The organism is Streptomyces sp. cmx-18-6, assembly GCF_046548915.1.
In the GTDB taxonomy this organism is placed as follows: Bacteria; Actinomycetota; Actinomycetes; order Streptomycetales; family Streptomycetaceae; genus Streptomyces.
This window is the reverse complement of sequence record NZ_JAEBEP010000003.1, coordinates 401,732-417,722: the sequence shown is the minus strand read 5'-3', so window position 1 is coordinate 417,722 and position 15,991 is coordinate 401,732. Positions and strand designations below refer to the sequence as shown.

The following is a 15,991-nucleotide window of genomic DNA, read 5'->3' as shown; positions in this document are numbered from 1 at the left end:
TGGTCCGCTCCTCCGCTCCTCCGCTCATCCGCTGGTCGGATGAGTCGGCACCGCCGCCGGCCGTCGTGGCGCTATCAGCGCGGCCGACTGCCGTAGGCGCTCCGCCCGTTCGGCCAGCGCGGCGTCGCCGGACCGGTCCGCCGGGGCGGCGGCCACCAGCGCGAGCCGGTCCCGCCAGCTGGTTCCGGCCAGGGACACGGCGACGGTGGTCATGCCGGGGACGGATTCGCCCCGGCTGACCGCGTGGCCGCCGCGGCGGATCAGCGCCAGCTGGTCCAGCAGGGCCGTTCGCGAGGCGAGCGTGTCCGGTGTGACCCGCTCCAGCTCCTCGTACGGATACAGCGCGCACACCTGGTCCGTCGTCATACGGGAGAGCAGCAGCTTGCCGCCCGACCCCGCGTGGGCGGGACCGGTCCGCCCCAACTCCAGGGCCACGCGCACCGGATGGGACGACTCGCGGCCGTCCGTGACGATGACCTGGTCGCCGATGAGCGCCGCGCTCCACACCGTCTCGCCGGTCCGCCCGGCGGCGTCCTCCAGCACCGGCCCCAGCCGTTCACGGGCCGCGCGGCCGAAACCTGCGGGCCGGCCGAGCCGCACCAGCTCGGGGCCCGCCGCGTAGCCGCGCCCCGAGGTGTCCCGGATCGCGAACCCCCGGCTCTCCAGCGTGCTCAGCACCCGGTGCGCGGTGGACCGTCCCACGCGGAGGAGGTCGGCGGCCTCGGTGACGGTGAGGGTGTCATGGGTGAGGAAGAGCCGCATGGCGCGGAGCCCCGTATCCAGCGAAGCGATCGTGTAGTCACCTGCCGCCGTCATGATGCCGCCCGCTCCCTCTCGTCACTTTGGGTGTCGCCCGGGCGTCGCCTCCCGACGCCGCCGACCGCCATGATCCCCGCTTCGGAGCCGTACGCGCCGGGCGATCGGGGGGCCGGTGGAATCCGCGGTCGTATACGCGTCAGCACGGCGATTTTCCGGGTCACCCGCCGAGTGGTCAGGAATCTGTTCCTTTCGAGCCGGTTCGATCGCCTGTGCGCCTGTCCCGCTCTGCGGGACGCAAGGGACGACGAGTGTAGTCAGGAAGGCGAATTGCCCGGCTATGAGGACCAATCGCACTCCACCCTGTCTCGCTCTCCCGTACGCGCAAGGGTGGAACCGGCCGGTTCTCGGCGTCCGTCACTCCACGCGCACGCTCCACAGCGGTGAGTGCGAAAACTGGCGAGTGTATTCCTCTTCGCGAGCTCCCGCAGGGGGTTGGGTGAATATGCCGATCCCCTGTTCTGATCTGGCTAAGCTCACGCGCAGTGAAGTCGAGTTGATACGAATTCGAGCACTTGTTCATGAGTCTCCACTCACATGCGTATACATCCCGGAATCGACCGCCAGAGGGTTTAGATGGTCCGTGCTGAATCACCGCCGACCGACAGAGAAGTCCCCGTCGTCCGCGTAGTCCTGCCGCCCGTGGTCCTGCTGGCCGGCGCCACCGCCGCCGGTGCGGCCCTGGTGGTCCCGGCCGCGCGGATACCAGTCGCCGTGTGCGGCGCGATCACCACGCTCGTGGTCGCCGTGCTCACCGTGGCGCTGCACCGTCGCCGGCGCGCGATGGCCGCCCAGCGCGCGGAGTACGAACAGCGCATCGCCTACCTGGAACACCGCATCCTCAACCACGACTCCGAGACCGTGCGGCTCACCAAGGAGGTCATGCCCGCCGCGATCCGGCGGCTGCGCGTGGGCAATTCGCCCGAGGAGGTCATGCGCGACATCGTCGACGCGGATGTGGCCAACCGGCATCTGCCCAAGGCGCTGCGCGAGCAGATCTACCAGGTCCTCGAAGTCATCGACAACGAGGAGGCCCGGCGCGACTCCGCCCAGCGCGCCTTCGTCAGCGTCGCCCGCCGCGTGCAGGCGATCGTGCACCGCCAGGCCAGTGAGCTCCGGGAGATGGAGGACCACTACGGGCGCAACCCCGAGGTCTTCGACGACCTGCTGCGCATCGACCACGGCACCGCGCTGATCGGCCGGCTCGCCGACTCCATCGCCGTCCTCGGCGGCGCCCGCCCCAGTCGCCAGTGGCCCAAGCCCGTACCGCTGTTCAGCGTGCTGCGCGGTGCGATGTCCCGCATCCTGGAGTACCAGCGCGTCGATCTGCACTCGATCGCCAAGGTCGCCATCGTCGGCACCTCGGTCGAGCCGCTCATCCACGCCTGCGCCGAACTCCTCGACAACGCGACCCGCTACTCGCCGCCCCAGACCCGGGTGCACGTCACCGCGGTCGAGGTGCAGACCGGCATCGCCATCGAGATCGAGGACGGCGGCGTCAGCCTGAGCGAGGAAGCCCGCGCCCGGGCCGAGAACATGCTCGCCCAGGCCCAGGCCGGCATCAACATGAACGACCTCGGGGAGTCCCCCCGACTCGGCATGGCGGTCGTCGGACGGCTCTCGCGGATGTACCAACTCCAGGTGTCGCTGCGCCAGTCGGCGTACGGCGGTGTCCGCGCGGTGCTCATCGTGCCGCGCGACATGATCACCACCGGCCCCGCCCCGGGCATCGCCCACGGCATCGGCGCCACCTCGCGGCCCACCAGCTCGCTGGACATGTCGCAGCTCCAGCACGTGGTGCCGCCGCCCGGCAAGCGCAAGCCCAAGCCGGCCGCCACCGGTCCGGTGCCCTCCGTGGTCGCCCCCGTCTCCACCGGGGCCCCCACGGCCGCATCGCGTCCGGCCGTTCCCGCCGCGGCCATGGAGGACGACGTTCCGGTGGTCACCGAGTGGACCGAGAACGGACTGCCGCAGCGCCGCAGCCGGGGCCGCGCCCCGCTCGGCTCGCACAACCTGCCGCAGCCGCCCCCGCCGCAACCCGCCCCCGTCAACGGGCATCTGCCGGGCAGGGACGGGGCCCCGAGCGGCTCCGGCGGCGGCGAGAAGCCGCCCGGCCTGTGGCTGGAGGCGTTCACGAAGGCCGTCAACGGCGTACCGCAGGAACCGAAGCACGGCGAAGACTCCGATGACGCGTGGGACAAGGGAGACCTGAAGTGATCCAGCAGCGCGGGAACATGGACTGGATGCTCAAGGAACTGGCCGACGACGTGCCGAGCATCCACCAGATCGTGGTGCTCTCGTCGGACGGGCTGCGCATCGCCATGCACGGCGGCGACCCCGACGTCGCCGACCGGCTGGCGGCCGCCTGTGCCGGGCTCCAGAGTCTGGCCGCCGCGGTGGCCACCGAAATCCCTTACAGCGACGGCCTGATGAAGCTCGTCGTCATCGAAGTGACCGGCGGTTTCTTCTACTTGATGGCGGCCGGCACCGGTGCGTATCTCGCCGTGCTCGCGGGCGAGACCGTCGACGCCGGTCTGGTCGGCGCCAGGATGCGGGACATGGTCGTGCGGATCGGCGCCCACCTGACCAGTCCGCCCCGCCACGGCGGGCAGTCCGGATGAGCGGACCCCGACGAGAACGCCGCAAGACCGATCCGGCGCTCATTGATCCGGAACGGCTGTACGTGATCACCGGCGATCTCGACGGCAGCGAACGGGCCGCACTGGATCTGGTCACGATGGTCGTCGCGCAGGCCGAGCCCTCGCCGACGTTCCAGCCCGAGCAGGCCGCGATCCTGCGGCTGTGCCAGGCCCCTTTATCGGTCGCCGAGATCTCCGCCTACCTCAGCCTGCCGTTCAGCGTGGTCACCTCGCTCCTGAGCGATCTCCTCGCGACCGAGCTCATCGAGTCGCGTGCGCCGATCGTCCGCGCCACACTCCCCGACAGGTCCCTTCTCGAAGCGGTGATGCATGGACTTCAGAAGCTCTGACACGATCACCGGACCCCGCAGCGAGGACGTCCTCCCCACCACGGCCACCGCCGCGGTGAAGGTCGTGATCGTCGGCGGGTTCGGGGTCGGCAAGACGACCATGGTCGGCTCGGTCAGCGAGATCCGGCCCCTGACGACCGAAGAGACCATGACCCAGGCCGGCGTCGGCGTGGACGACAACGCCGGGGTGGAGACCAAGACCGCCACCACCGTCGCCATGGACTTCGGCCGGATCAGCCTCAGCGAGGAGCTGATCCTCTATCTGTTCGGCACCCCCGGCCAGGAACGCTTCTGGTTCCTGTGGAACGGCCTCTTCGAGGGGGCCCTCGGCGCCGTCGTCCTCATCGACACCCGGCGGCTCGAAGTCAGCTTCGACGTCATCGGGCGGCTGGAGGAGCGCGGCGTGCCGTTCGTGGTAGCCGTCAACACCTTCCCCGACGCACCGAACCACCCGGTCGAGGCCCTGCGCAGAGCCCTCGACCTGCCCGACGCGGTCCCGATGATCGACTGCGACGCCCGGCTGCGGGTCTCCAGCCGCGATGTGCTGATGACCCTGATGCGCTATCTGCACAGCCTGGCCGTCCCGCTCGCCTGACGGCCGCGGGACGTCCCGCCGGCCCCGGGACGGTTCCCGGCCGTCCCGGAGCCGGGGGTGCGCGCCGTGCCCCCGGCGCGCACCCGGGTCCCACACCCCGGCGCGCACCCGTGGGGTCCACACCCCCGCGCACCACCGGGGCCCACGCACTCCGGCGCGCACCCGGGTACCGCACTCCCGGGCCGTACCCGGACCCCGGAGCGCGCCTCGGGTCCGCGCCCGGCGCACGCCCCGTACACCCCTGCCCACCTGCGCTCGATCCTCGGCCGTCCTGATCCCTGGAGCCACTGTGACAACCCCCTTCCACCACGAACCCGGCGTCGTCCCGCCGCCCCAGTGCCCCGCGCACAACCTCGCCACCGGCCCCGGCGGTCTGCGCCGCCTGTACGGCCCCGAGGCGGAGAACAACCCCGCCGGCCTCTACGACAAACTCCGCGCCGAACACGGCACGGTCGCCCCGGTCCTGCTCCACGGCGACGTCCCCGCCTGGCTCGTCCTCGGCCACAGCGAGAACCTGCACCTCACCCGCACCCCGTCCCAGTTCTCCCGGGACTCCCGGCGCTGGCGGGCCCTCCAGGACGGCAGCGTCGCCCCGGACCACCCGCTCGCCCCGATCTTCACCTGGCAGCCCGTCTGCGTCTTCGCGGACGGCGCCAAGCACGAGCGGCAGCGCGGCGCGGTCACCGACAGCATGGAGCGCATCGACACCCGCGGCGTGCGCCGCCACATCAACCGCTTCAGTAACCGCCTGGTCAACGACTTCTGCGAGAAGGGCGCCGCCGACCTGGTCAGCCAGTTCGCGGAGCATCTGCCGATGATGGTGATGTGCGCGATCTTCGGCATGCCCGAGGAGTACGACGAGCGCCTCGTCCAGGCGGCCCGCGACATGACCCGGGGCACCGAGACCGCCGTCGCCAGCAACGCCCACATCGTCGCGGTGCTGACCCGGCTGGTGGAGCGCCGCCGCGCCGACCCCGCCCCCGACTTCGCCTCCTGGCTCGTCGAGCACCCCGCGACGATGTCCGACGTCGAGGTCGTCGAGCACCTGCGCCTCATCCTCATCGCCGCGTACGAGTCGACGGCCAACCTCATCGCCAACGTCCTGCGCATGGTCCTCACCGACCCGCGCTTCCGCGCCCGGCTCAGCGGCGGCCATATGACCGTGCCCGAGGCGGTGGAGCAGACCCTGTGGGACGAGCCGCCCTTCACCGCCGTCTTCGGCCGCTGGGCGGTCGGCGACACCGAGCTCGGCGGCCAGCAGATCAAGGCCGGCGACGCCCTGCTCGTCGGGATCGCCCCGGCCAACACCGACCCGACCGTCCGCCCCGACCTCACCGCCAACATGGAGGGCAACCGCGCCCACCTCGCCTTCAGCGGCGGCCCGCACGAATGCCCCGGCCAGGACATCGGCCGCGCCATCGCCGACGTCGGCGTCGACGCCCTCCTGATGCGGCTGCCGGACCTGGAGCTCTCCGTCCAGGAGAGCGAGCTGCGCTGGGTCGGCAACATCATGTCGCGCCACCTGGTCGAGCTGCCGGTGAAGTTCGCCCGCAGCCCCCAGCAGAAGCTGGACTCCGACCCGCTCTCGGTGATGGCCCGCGCCACCCGCCCCACCGACGCCTGGGAGGTCTCCTCCCCGGCCCGCCCCGTCCCCGAGCCCGCGCACGCCCTCGCCGGGATGCAGCCCGCGCACGCCCCGGGCGCCGCCCCGCCCGCCAAGCCCGCCGCGGCCCCCGCGGAAGGACCGCTTCCGGCGACCGTGGAACCGGCCCCGGGCCCGGCGGCGGCCGTCCCCCGGCAGCGCCGCCCGGCCGCGCCTGCCCGGCTCTGGCAGGCGGTGTCCCGCTGGTGGAGCGGCTACTGACCCGCCGCTGAACCCGCCCGACCCTCGAGGCGGCCCCGGAGCCGTACCACCGGCGCGCGGGGCCGCCCCCGCATCCTCCGTACCCCGTACCATCGAGCAGCGTGAAGCTGACGATTCTTGGCGGTGGCGGATTCCGGGTGCCTCTCGTGTACGGGGCTCTGCTCGGCGATCACGCCGAGGGCCGCGTGTCCCGGGTGACGCTGTACGACACCGACGCCGACCGGCTCACCGCCGTCGCCCGCGTCCTGGCCGAACAGGCCGAAGGCGTCGCCGACGCGCCGGTTGTCGTCGCCACCACGGAGCTCGACGAGGCGTTGCGCGGGGCCGACTTCGTCTTCTCCGCGATCCGCGTCGGCGGCCTCGCCGGACGGGCGGCCGACGAACGGGTGGCGCTGGACCTCGGCGTACTCGGCCAGGAGACGGTCGGCGCCGGAGGCATCGCGTACGGGCTGCGCACGGTCCCCGTCGCCGTCGAGCTGGCCCGGCGCATCGCCCGGCTCGCCCCGCACGCCTGGGTCATCAACTTCACCAACCCGGCCGGGCTGGTCACCGAGGCCATGTCCCGCCACCTCGGCGACCGGGTCGTCGGCATCTGCGACTCGCCGGTCGGGCTCGGGCGGCGCGTCGCGCGTGTCCTGGGGGCCGACCCGGACCGGGCCTGGATCGACTACGCCGGGCTCAACCACCTCGGCTGGCTCCGGGGCCTGTACGTCGACGGGCGCGACGAACTGCCCCGACTGCTCGCGGACCCGGCGCTGCTGGGCTCCTTCGAGGAAGGCCGCCTCTTCGGCGCGGAACTGCTCCAGTCGCTGGGCGCGATCCCCAACGAGTACCTGCACTACTACTACTTCAATCGGGAAGCGGTCCGCGCCTACCAGGAGACGGAACAGACCCGGGGCGCGTTCCTGCACGATCAGCAGCAGGGCTTCTACGCCCGGTTGAGGGACCCGGCCGCCCCCGCCCTCGCCACCTGGGACCGCACCCGCTCCGAGCGCGAGGCGACGTACATGGCGGAGAACCGGGACGTCGCCGGGGCGGGGGAGCGCGAGGAGAGCGACCTGGGGTCCGGCGGCTACGAACAGGTGGCGCTTGCTCTGATGCGGGCCATCGCCCGCAACGAACGGACCTCGCTGATCCTCAACGTCCGCAACCGCACTGCCCTTGCGGCCCTGGACGCCGAGGCGGTCGTCGAGGCGCCCTGCCTGGTCGACGCCAACGGGGCCCACCCGGTGGCCGCTTCGCCACTCCCGTACGACGCCATGGCTCTCGTCACCGCGGTGAAGGCCGTGGAGCGCGCGGTGCTGGAGGCGGCGGAGAGCGGGTCGAGGGCAGCTGCTGTCCGGGCCTTCGCGCTGCACCCGCTGGTCGACTCGGTCTCGGTGGCGCACAGGCTGGTCGAGCGGTACATGGAGGTCCACCCGGGGCTGGCGTACCTCAGCGGACCCTGACCCGGCCCGTCCGGCGGCCGCGCCCGCTGGATAGGATCGGGCGCTATGACCGCTTCGGAGCCCACCATCGTCGCCACCTCGGGCGGACACCGCACCGGAGGCCGCACCATGGTGACGTTCGACGCGCTGGTGCACCACGCGGTCGAGCTGTCGGGCGCGCACGGCCGCCGTCCCCGGATCATGTACGTCGGCACGGCCATCGGTGACGCCGAGCACTTCACGGCCCGCATGACCGAAGCCGCCCGTGTCGCCGGCTTCGACCTGACGCCCCTGAATCTCTTCCCCATGCCCAACCTCGAGAACATCGAGGAAACCGTGCTCGCCCAGGACGTCGTGTGGGTGATGGGGGGATCAGTGGCCAACCTGCTGGCGGTGTGGCGTGTCCACGGCCTGGACCGCGTCATGCGCCGGGCCTGGGCGTCGGGCGTCGTGCTGAGCGGAGTGAGCGCGGGCTCGATCTGCTGGTTCCGGGGCGGTGCCACCGACTCGTTCGGGCCCGAACTCCGGCCCCTCACCGACGCCCTCGGCTTCCTGCCGTACGGCAACGGCGTGCACTACGACACGGACCGGGGGCGACGCCCACTGGTGCACCGGCTCGTCGCGGACGGCACCTTGCCCGAGACCCACTGCACCGACGACGGTGTGGGCCTGGTCTACCGCGGCACCGAGCTGGCCGAGGTGGTCACGGAGGTGCCGGGGAAGGGCGCCTATGTCGTGGTGCGCGAGGGTGACTCGGCCGTCGAGGAACGCATCGAGCCGCGCAGACTTCCTCCGTCGGGTAGTTGACCGGCTCTGGATGACGCCGCGACGGCCGAGGACCTGACCGGCGCTGGCGGAGGCCACCCGACGCTCCCCTAGGACAGCAGCAGCGGCATGTCCCAGTCCGAGGGCGTGCCCCCGGCGGAGTAGGAGTCCAGGGCCAGCGCCAGGCCCGCCGCCCCGTCGAGGTAGCCGGAGACGTCTGTCGCGTACGGGGTCTTCGTCATGGTGAAGCGGTAGCCGAAGGGCAGCTCCGGGTCGAACGCGCCGACCAGGGCGGCCGCGATCCGGTCGCGGAGCTCCTCGACGCGCTCGTCCCCGAAGTGCTCGTTGAGCCGCCCGAGTTGGTGCAGGGCCCCGGCCCAGCCGTGGCAGAGCGCGTTGTCGTTGATGCCCCACCGCTCCATCGGCAGGGTCAGCAGCCGTTCGGCCGACGCCTTCGCCGTACCGGCCCAGTCCGCACGGTCCAGAGCCAGGCCCGCCAGTTGCAGGGCGCGGGAGACACCGGGCGCGCCGTAGCACCAGGAGGGCCAGCCGGCGGGTGCGGTGAAGGCGTCGGGGCCGGCCAGCCAGTCGGCGAGGCTCAGGTGCGGGGGCCAGAACAGCCCGTACTCGTCGCGCACCGCCCACCGGGTCAGCAGTTCCGCCGCCGACTCGATGGCCTCCCGCTGCCCCGGCACGCGCACCCCCTGCCGCCAGGCGAGGGAGAGCAGGGCCAGGGGTCCGGCGACGCCGTGGGAGATGCCGAGGTTGAGGTGGCCGTCGGGCAGGGTGGCCTCGGAGCCGATCCGCGGTGCGTCCAGGGCCCACCACCGGGGCACCCGGTGGCCGCGGTGGTCCACCTCGCCGCGGGCGAGACGGGCCAGATAGGTCAGTACGGTCTCCAGCTCGTCGCCGCACGTCTCCGCGCGGGCCAGCAGATAGCGGCCCACCCCCGTCATGCCGCGCACCACCTCGTAGTGCCCGATGGTGGGGAGCGGGGAGTTCTCCGGGACGGCGGGCAGCGCCGTGCGCACCAAGTCGCGCTGGTAGCCGTCGAGTTGAGTCAGCGCGGAAACGTAGCCGCCGGTGGCGCGGTGGGCCAGCAGGGCGGCGAAGCCGAGTGCCCCCGGGCCCTTGAAGATGCCGCTGCGGGCGGCTCCTCCGGTGGCGGCGGCGCGGGTGGCGGCCGCGAGGTAGGCGTGCGCGCGGGCCGTGCGGTCGGTGCCCGGGCGGGCCGCGCCGCTGAACGCGATGGCCAGGCCGGGGCTGCCGCTGCCGAGGGTCATCTCCGCCCAGATGTTCTCCGGCTCGCCGTCGTCGGACGCCTCGGCCGGGATCCGGGTCGCGGCCATGGTGGCGGCCGGGTCGGCCAGCCGGTCGAGGACCTGCTCGGAGACCTCGCCGGCGCGCTCGCGCAGCCCGGCCGCGTGCAAGGTGGTCATCGGGCGCTCCTGACGGCCGGGGCGGTGGACCGGGCCGCATGGGCGCGGCCGGCGAGGAAGGTGCGGGCGGCCCCGCGCAGGACCGCGTAGGCGCGCGCCTCGGCGGCCGGGTCGATGCCGAAGAGCCGGTTGTGCCGCATGTGCAGCAGGGAGAGCACGGCCTCGTCGCGGTCGGCCTCCGACGCTGCCAGTACCAGCTTCCCGTAGGTCCGGGGCTCGGGTGCGTCAGCCCACACCTCCGCGAGCGCCGGTACGCGCAACTCGGCGGCGGCGCGGCGGGCGGTGTCGCCGGGCAGGTCCCCGGGGCGGACCAGCAGGTCGGCCAGGGCGCGGTGGCGCTGGTAGACCTCGTGGTCGGGACCCTTGGTGAACATGTGGTCCGCCCAGGCGCACCAGTCCCAGTCGCCGAGCGCGTCCAGCAGGACCGCGTGCCCCGCCGCCGCGAGGACGTCGTCGGGTACGGCGGCCGCACCGGCGCGGCGGGCCCGGAGCGTGAGGAGCGCGGACCGGCTGTCGGCGAGGAACAGTCCTTCGGCGGTCTCCTGCGCGGTGGGGCCGAGGTAGCGGTCGGTCTCCGGGCGGTAGGCGTCCAGCACCATCGTCCGTACGGCTCCGGATTCGGCCAGGCGGCGCACGTGCCGGGCGAGAGCCGGCAGGACCCTCTCCCGCAGGGCGGCCGGATCGCCGTGGAAGCGGATGCGCAGATGCGGGTCGGGGTCGCGGTAGCGCAGGAAGAACCAGCGGTCGACGTCCGCGTCGACCTCGGCCAGCAGCACGGGGAGGTGCTCGGCGATCAACGCCTCGTGGGCGGACTGCTCGGCGTACACCTTGACGGAGAGCCAGTCCTCGCCCGGCAGGTGGACGGCGGTGGGGGAGACGCGGAGCCCGGACCTGGCGAGCGCCGGCGCGGGCCCTCCCGGACCGGCGGGCTCCGGGGCGCGGGCGGCGCGGACGAGCGGGACGACGATCTCGGTGCTGTGCCCGGAGTTCCAGCCGAGCCCGGCCCCATCGGCGGTGAGGTCCTCGTACAGCTGGAACCGCGGCTCCTTGGCGGTGAGTTCGGCGCGCAGCAGCCCCTGGTCCCACGGCTCGCGCAGGTCGATCGGGAACATCTGGTCGTTGCGGGCGACCTGGATCCGGTCGGGCACCCGGCCCCGCCGCCGCCAGTCGCGCAGCCCCTCCTCCCAGACGGTCGTGGAGGCCGAGCGGGCCGCGTCCATCAGCCGGCGTCCGGCGAGCCAGCGGCGCGGCGAGGTCAGCACCCGGCCGTAGCGGACGCGGGGGAGGTAGGGCAGGACGTCGAGGCCGGCCCAGTCCCAGCCGGACCAGACCCGGGGCCGGGCCGCGGCGAGGTCGGAGAGGAAGCGGGCGACGGGCGGGGCCTGGGCGTCCAGGGCCAGCATGTGGGGGAAGACGGGCACGACGGGGCGGCCGGCCGGCCCGTGCAGCAGCCGCAGCCCGTCCTCACCGGCGGCGACGAGGAGGGTGCGCCAGTCCAGGCAGTGCGGGTCCCCTCGGTCGTCGGCGACGCCCACGGGGATGCGGTACGGCAGCAGCGGCGGCACCTGCACGATGTTCAGCGAACGCGGGTCGCTCGGCGCGACGTCGACCTGCGCCACCAGGACGTCTTCCTCGCCGGGTCCGGCGTCGGGACCGGCGGCCAGCTCCGCGAGGTCCTCGGTGAGGCCGGCGACGGCGGCGAAGCGGCCCGCGGTCGCCCCGGCCGTCCAGGAGCCGATGTGCGGGCTGCCCAGCAGCAGGAAGTCGCCCCGGTCCAGGGCCTCCTGGCTGTCGGCGAGGATCTGGAAGCAGAGTTCCAGGGTGCGCGGCGGGCGGCTCACGGGGGTGTGCCCGACCGCCTTCGCCAGCCGGGCCACGTCGGCGTCGCTCAGTTCGATGTCACCGCCGTCGAGGACGGCCTGCTGGGTGAGTTCGGCGATCGCGGCGCGCCGGGGGCGGTCGGCGTCCTCACCGGGGCCGACGCGCGGGTGGGCGGGTGCGGGGGCCCCGTACTCGGGCGGCAGGCCGAGGCCGCGGTGCGGGTCGACGAGGTCGCCGAGGGGGACGGCGGAGGCGGTTCCGTACCGCTCGATGAACCGGTCGCGGTAGTCGCGCATGTATTCGAGGGTGGTCCACTGCGGGGTCATCGCCCAGATCGCCGCGGCGTAGCGGCGCACCTCCTCACCCACGGCCGGCGGCAGCACGATGTCGGCGGGCATCCGCAGGTCCACGTGGACGGGGGGCCGCTGCCCGCTGTCCGCCGCGCTGCCGTCCAGGGTGCGCACGGCGGCCAGCAGGGCGCGCCAGGAGTCCTGACCGTGCCCGGGCAGGTCCCTTTCATGGTCGGCCGCGGAGGCTCGGATCGCGCGCAGCCCCTCGGCGGCGCCCGGGACGGCCCCGTCGACGGCGGCCTCGATACGGCCGAGGAGGGCGGCGTCGATGCGGTGCGGGGTGAGGGAGGTGAGCAGGAAGCCGTGCTGGATGAGCCCGGCGAGGAGGCCGTCGACGCGGTCCGGCCCCACGGAGGGGAAGCGGGCCGCCAGGTCGTCGAGCAACGCCGCGTACGCGACGGGTCGTTCGGCGGCCTCGCGGACGGCGGCGACCAGGACGTTGTCCCGCACCGAGACCTCCCGCCCGCCGGTGTGCAGGAGGAGCCTGCCGTCGCGCCGGCCGCACAGGTCGCTCAGGACGACGTCGGTGCGGCGGCGGACCTCCGGGACGGCGAGCCAGTCGAGCACCCGGCGGTGCAGCCAGCCGCCGTCGAGGCGGACCGACACCTCGCCGGGGCCGGTGAGCCGGGCCCGGGCGGCGGGGCCGAAAGCCGCCCTGCCGACGCCCGCGAACAGGCCGAAGGGGGTGGGGCGGCCGCCGGCCCGGCGCGCGTAACGGGTGAGGGTCCGGGCGGCGCTGAGCGTGCGCTTGCGACCGAGTGCGGCGGCGCCCTCGTCGGTGGCGAGGCGCTGGAGGCTGAGGGAGAGGCTGCCGCTGGCGACCTCGACGGCCTGGCGGAGCAGCGGGTCGGCGGCCAGGCGGCGGAGCCCAGGCACCGGATCGGTGGCGTCGACGCGGCTCTCGGCACGGTCGCGCGGGCTGTTCGCCATTCGCACGAGCACCGGCTCGCGGACCTCGAAGAGATCCAGGTCCAGGTCCGGGTCCAGCTCTGGTCGCACGTCGGTGGCCCTCCAAGGCGCGGTGGATACGGCGAGGCGGGGCGGGCTGAGCCCGCCCCGCCTCATTTCAGTCGCGTCCCACGTCGGTCAGGACGCCGCGCCGCGTCAGCAGCAGACGGGACAACGCGTGCCAATGGCGTAGCTGCTCGGCGAGGTGTACGTGCCGGCGCCGAACTCCTGGGTCTGCTCGGGCGCCTCCGAGATACGGAGGTCGAGGTCCAGGTCGGTGGCGTCGTTGGCGATAATCATTTCGGTGCGCATGCGTCCCCCTAGGGGTTCGGTGAGGCGAACAAATGATCGGTGCATCAGAGCTGTTGTTCTGCTCCGCGCCCCTCACCTTTCACTGTGGTCACAGCCACGGGGAGTCGGTTTTCGGCCGACTGCAAGAAGCGCCGGAACGGCGCACTTTCGGCGTAGGTATTGGTCCGAACGGGGCCTCGGCGTCCTCACACGCCCACGTGCTGACCCTGGGACAGGAAATCCTTTACCGGGTGCCGACAGAGCCGTCACCGCTGTGACCGGGGGGTTTTGCCCACGGTGACGCTCGGCAGGGCGTTGCCGCCGACCGTGGGGCGGCAGCGGAAGGTGGCCGATCATGCGTGGCGCGATCCGGTGCTTGACGGGAGTTCGTTAGCGAACGGGAACGGCTTGCGACCCGCCGTCCGGCGCCCACGACGGCGCCGCGTTCGTGACCTGGCAGACCATGAGGTAGAGCGGGATGGGCGGGGTGTAGGGCGTGCGGCCGTCCGGTGCGTGGATCAGCCGGGGCCGTACGGCGGGGACGTATGCCCCGGTGGCGTACGAAGTCTGCTCGGGCCAGTCCAGTTCGAGGTCCGAACCCGAGGGGACGATCCACCACCAGCGGTCCGCGTCCGCGAACACGCAGCCGGTGCGCGGCAGATGCGACATCAGGCGGAACCCGTGCCGGGCGGGCACGCCGACCGCGTCGCACCCCAGGCTGGCCGACATCGAGGGCGGCAGCGACAGCCGCACCCGGCCGCCTCGGGCGTCCTCGGACAGGGGCGAGCGGTGCGTTCCGCGCAGCCGGGACAGGGCGTTCCTCAGCATGGCTGCTCCGTGCCGTGCGCGAGGCCGTGCGAGCCGTGTGCGCCGGGTGAGCCGTGCGTGCCGTGCGGGAGTTGCCGCGGCAGGTCCTGCGCGAGTTCGTGCGGGAGCTCCGCCCACACGATGCGTCCGGCGGTGTCCGAGGCGTCACGGGACCCCCACGCACTGCTCAGCGCGTCCACGAGCAGCAGACCGCGTCCGTGCTCGTCGTCGGCCGAGCGGCGCAGGCGCGGGCCGCCCCCCTGGTGCCCCTGGTCCTGAACGGCTATCCGCAGGCGTCTGCCGAGACAGCGCAGCTCGCACACCACCCGGGTGCTCGCCGTGTGCACGACCGCGTTGGTGAACAGCTCCGACACGATGAGGAGGGCCGACTCGTACGCGTCGCCGCCGAGCTTCCAGCTCTCCAGCCGGACCCGGGTCAACTGCCGCGCCCCCGCCACCGACTCCGGGCGCGCGGGCAGCGCGAAGCAGTAACGGAGCGCTTCCGTCCCGGGGCTGAGGTCCAGGAGCCGGGGGATGAGCGCGCTGCCAGGTGCCACGACCGATCCTCACAGTGGGGCTGCGTCACGCTTCGTTCCCCGGGAGGGAGGAGCGGCCATGACTGAGCGAACTGGTTCGACACCCAACTCTCCCCCTGACGAAGACACTTGGCAAGGGGCACTCTGAAATTTCCAGAGTGGCTGTGTCGTTGGGGGCGCACGCATGGCACACTGCTCGCAAAACAGCGCATGGGGAGGTCTCAAGTGAGCGAACCGCGGTCCGCTCCGACCGTGGGCCAGGTCGTACTCGGCAAGCGCCTGCAGGATCTGCGGGAGCGCGTCGGCCTGACCCGTGACCAGGCGGCGAAGGTGCTCCGGGTCGCTCCCGCGACGATACGCCGGATGGAGACGGCCGAGGTCGGGCTCAAGATCCCCTACGTCCAGCTGCTGCTGAAGGCGTACGGCGTCGCCGACGACGAGGCGGACGCCTTCGTCGAACTGGCCGAGGAGGCCAACAAGCCGGGCTGGTGGCAGCGTTTCCACGACGTCCTGCCCGACTGGTTCAGCATGTACGTCAGCCTGGAGGGCGCGGCGAGCCTGCTGCGCATGTACGAGCCGCACTTCGTCCCCGGGCTCCTCCAGACCGAGGACTACGCGCGCTCCGTGATGCGCACGGGAGCGGTCGGCCAGACCCGGCCCGAGGACATCGAGCGCCATGTGGCGCTGCGGATGGAGCGCCAGGCCCTGCTGGCCAAGGAGGACGCCCCCAGGCTCTGGGTCATCATGGACGAGACCGTCCTACGGCGGCCGGTCGGCGGCCCGCGGGCGATGCGCGCGCAGATCGACAAGCTCCTCGCAGCCACCGAGCTGCCCCATGTCACCCTGCAGATCGCGGAGTTCGCGAGCGGCCACCACCCGGGCACCTACGGGCCGTTCGTCCTCTTCCGGTTCGCCATCCCCGAACTGCCGGACATGGTCTTCAGCGAGTACCTCACCGGAGCCGTCTACTTCGACTCCCGGCCGGAGGTGGCCTCCTACCTCGAAGTCATGGACCGCATGGCGGCTCAGTCCGCGACTGCACAACGCACGAAGGAAATCCTTCGGGACTTCCGCGAGGAGCTGTGATGAACCACATATACAACGGCATGCCGGCCGCCGACCTCGGCACCGAAGGCTGGTACAAGCCGTGGAGCGGGGGGAACGGCGGCAACTGCATCGAGGCCATGAAGCTCGCGGACGGCCGGGTCGCGGTGCGCCAGTCCGCCGATCCGGACGGCCCCGCCCTCATCTACTCCAACGGTGAGATCGCCGCGTTCATCCAGGGGGCCAAGGCCGGTCAGGCGGACTTCCTCCTCACCTAACGGGATGTCGTACGTGCGACG

At 72.9% G+C, this 15,991-nt stretch carries 14 protein-coding genes and 1 pseudogene; 9 read left to right on the top strand and 6 right to left on the bottom strand.

The annotated features are described in order from the left end of the window. Nucleotides 1-24: 24 nt before the first annotated feature. The gene (locus tag ACLJPL_RS10000; protein WP_411080392.1) at nt 25-816 is read right to left on the bottom strand and encodes an IclR family transcriptional regulator; all 792 of its coding nucleotides are present in this window, start codon (nt 814-816) and stop codon (nt 25-27) included. 576 nt (nt 817-1,392) lie between these two features. Here ACLJPL_RS10000 and ACLJPL_RS09995 point away from each other — a divergent pair. The 7 genes from ACLJPL_RS09995 (at nt 1,393) to ACLJPL_RS09965 (ending at nt 8,498) form a co-directional block, all read left to right on the top strand. Further along, entirely contained in the window at nt 1,393-3,033 is a 1,641-nt protein-coding gene (locus ACLJPL_RS09995; RefSeq protein ID WP_411080391.1) for a sensor histidine kinase, read from the top strand. Further along, nucleotides 3,030-3,437 carry a roadblock/LC7 domain-containing protein gene (locus ACLJPL_RS09990; protein WP_006128841.1) on the top strand — a complete coding sequence of 136 codons (408 nt, stop codon included), beginning with the start codon at nt 3,030-3,032 and terminating at the stop codon, nt 3,435-3,437. The genes ACLJPL_RS09995 and ACLJPL_RS09990 overlap by 4 nt, the downstream gene beginning before the upstream one ends. Next, a complete protein-coding gene (locus ACLJPL_RS09985) occupies nt 3,434-3,805 on the top strand; it encodes a DUF742 domain-containing protein (RefSeq protein ID WP_411080390.1) in 372 nt (123 codons plus the stop codon). Before ACLJPL_RS09990 ends, ACLJPL_RS09985 begins: the two co-directional genes overlap by 4 nt. Then, complete coding sequence (locus tag ACLJPL_RS09980) at nt 3,786-4,400, top strand: GTP-binding protein (RefSeq protein WP_411080389.1); 615 nt, start codon at nt 3,786-3,788, stop codon at nt 4,398-4,400. Before ACLJPL_RS09985 ends, ACLJPL_RS09980 begins: the two co-directional genes overlap by 20 nt. Before the next feature lie 289 nt (nt 4,401-4,689). Further along, nucleotides 4,690-6,264: a cytochrome P450 gene (locus tag ACLJPL_RS09975; RefSeq protein ID WP_411080388.1), complete on the top strand. Its 1,575-nt coding sequence runs from the start codon at nt 4,690-4,692 to the stop codon at nt 6,262-6,264. 101 nt (nt 6,265-6,365) lie between these two features. After that, on the top strand, nt 6,366-7,712 hold the full coding sequence (locus tag ACLJPL_RS09970) for a 6-phospho-beta-glucosidase (protein ID WP_411080387.1): 1,347 nt from the start codon (nt 6,366-6,368) through the stop codon (nt 7,710-7,712). A 45-nt stretch (nt 7,713-7,757) separates the two neighbouring features. Beyond that, nucleotides 7,758-8,498: a Type 1 glutamine amidotransferase-like domain-containing protein gene (locus ACLJPL_RS09965; RefSeq protein WP_411080386.1), complete on the top strand. Its 741-nt coding sequence runs from the start codon at nt 7,758-7,760 to the stop codon at nt 8,496-8,498. A gap of 68 nt (nt 8,499-8,566) precedes the next feature. On the opposite strand, the gene ACLJPL_RS09960 is transcribed toward ACLJPL_RS09965, so the two are convergent. The 5 genes and pseudogenes from ACLJPL_RS09960 to ACLJPL_RS09940 all read right to left on the bottom strand — a co-directional run. Then, nucleotides 8,567-9,895 carry a lanthionine synthetase C family protein gene (locus ACLJPL_RS09960; protein WP_411080385.1) on the bottom strand — a complete coding sequence of 443 codons (1,329 nt, stop codon included), beginning with the start codon at nt 9,893-9,895 and terminating at the stop codon, nt 8,567-8,569. Beyond that, entirely contained in the window at nt 9,892-12,996 is a 3,105-nt protein-coding gene (locus ACLJPL_RS09955) for a lantibiotic dehydratase (RefSeq protein WP_411080535.1), read from the bottom strand. The genes ACLJPL_RS09960 and ACLJPL_RS09955 overlap by 4 nt, the downstream gene beginning before the upstream one ends. A gap of 174 nt (nt 12,997-13,170) precedes the next feature. Beyond that, nucleotides 13,171-13,314, bottom strand: coding sequence for an SCO0268 family class II lanthipeptide (gene lanA / locus ACLJPL_RS09950; RefSeq protein WP_411080384.1), 144 nt, complete (start codon nt 13,312-13,314; stop codon nt 13,171-13,173). Between the two features lie 381 nt (nt 13,315-13,695). Continuing rightward, on the bottom strand, nt 13,696-14,133 hold the full coding sequence (locus ACLJPL_RS09945; protein ID WP_411080383.1) for a hypothetical protein: 438 nt from the start codon (nt 14,131-14,133) through the stop codon (nt 13,696-13,698). Nucleotides 14,134-14,219: 86 nt separating this feature from the next. Beyond that, nucleotides 14,220-14,669, bottom strand: a pseudogene (locus ACLJPL_RS09940) (ATP-binding protein); the annotation flags it as partial. A gap of 204 nt (nt 14,670-14,873) precedes the next feature. Here ACLJPL_RS09940 and ACLJPL_RS09935 point away from each other — a divergent pair. Next, nucleotides 14,874-15,734, top strand: coding sequence for a helix-turn-helix domain-containing protein (locus tag ACLJPL_RS09935; protein ID WP_411080382.1), 861 nt, complete (start codon nt 14,874-14,876; stop codon nt 15,732-15,734). Continuing rightward, a complete protein-coding gene (locus ACLJPL_RS09930) occupies nt 15,734-15,970 on the top strand; it encodes a DUF397 domain-containing protein (protein ID WP_014049581.1) in 237 nt (78 codons plus the stop codon). The genes ACLJPL_RS09935 and ACLJPL_RS09930 overlap by 1 nt, the downstream gene beginning before the upstream one ends. The last annotated feature ends 21 nt before the right edge of the window (nt 15,971-15,991 follow it).

Coding starts and splice junctions, on each gene's coding strand:
- ACLJPL_RS10000 (WP_411080392.1), bottom strand. CDS start 816: ATGACGGCGGCAGGTGACTACACGATCGCTTCGCTGGATACGGGGCTC.
- ACLJPL_RS09995 (WP_411080391.1), top strand. CDS start 1,393: ATGGTCCGTGCTGAATCACCGCCGACCGACAGAGAAGTCCCCGTCGTC.
- ACLJPL_RS09985 (WP_411080390.1), top strand. CDS start 3,434: ATGAGCGGACCCCGACGAGAACGCCGCAAGACCGATCCGGCGCTCATT.
- ACLJPL_RS09980 (WP_411080389.1), top strand. CDS start 3,786: ATGGACTTCAGAAGCTCTGACACGATCACCGGACCCCGCAGCGAGGAC.
- ACLJPL_RS09965 (WP_411080386.1), top strand. CDS start 7,758: ATGACCGCTTCGGAGCCCACCATCGTCGCCACCTCGGGCGGACACCGC.
- ACLJPL_RS09960 (WP_411080385.1), bottom strand. CDS start 9,895: ATGACCACCTTGCACGCGGCCGGGCTGCGCGAGCGCGCCGGCGAGGTC.
- ACLJPL_RS09955 (WP_411080535.1), bottom strand. CDS start 12,996: ATGGCGAACAGCCCGCGCGACCGTGCCGAGAGCCGCGTCGACGCCACC.
- lanA (WP_411080384.1), bottom strand. CDS start 13,314: ATGATTATCGCCAACGACGCCACCGACCTGGACCTCGACCTCCGTATC.
- ACLJPL_RS09945 (WP_411080383.1), bottom strand. CDS start 14,133: ATGCTGAGGAACGCCCTGTCCCGGCTGCGCGGAACGCACCGCTCGCCC.
- ACLJPL_RS09930 (WP_014049581.1), top strand. CDS start 15,734: ATGAACCACATATACAACGGCATGCCGGCCGCCGACCTCGGCACCGAA.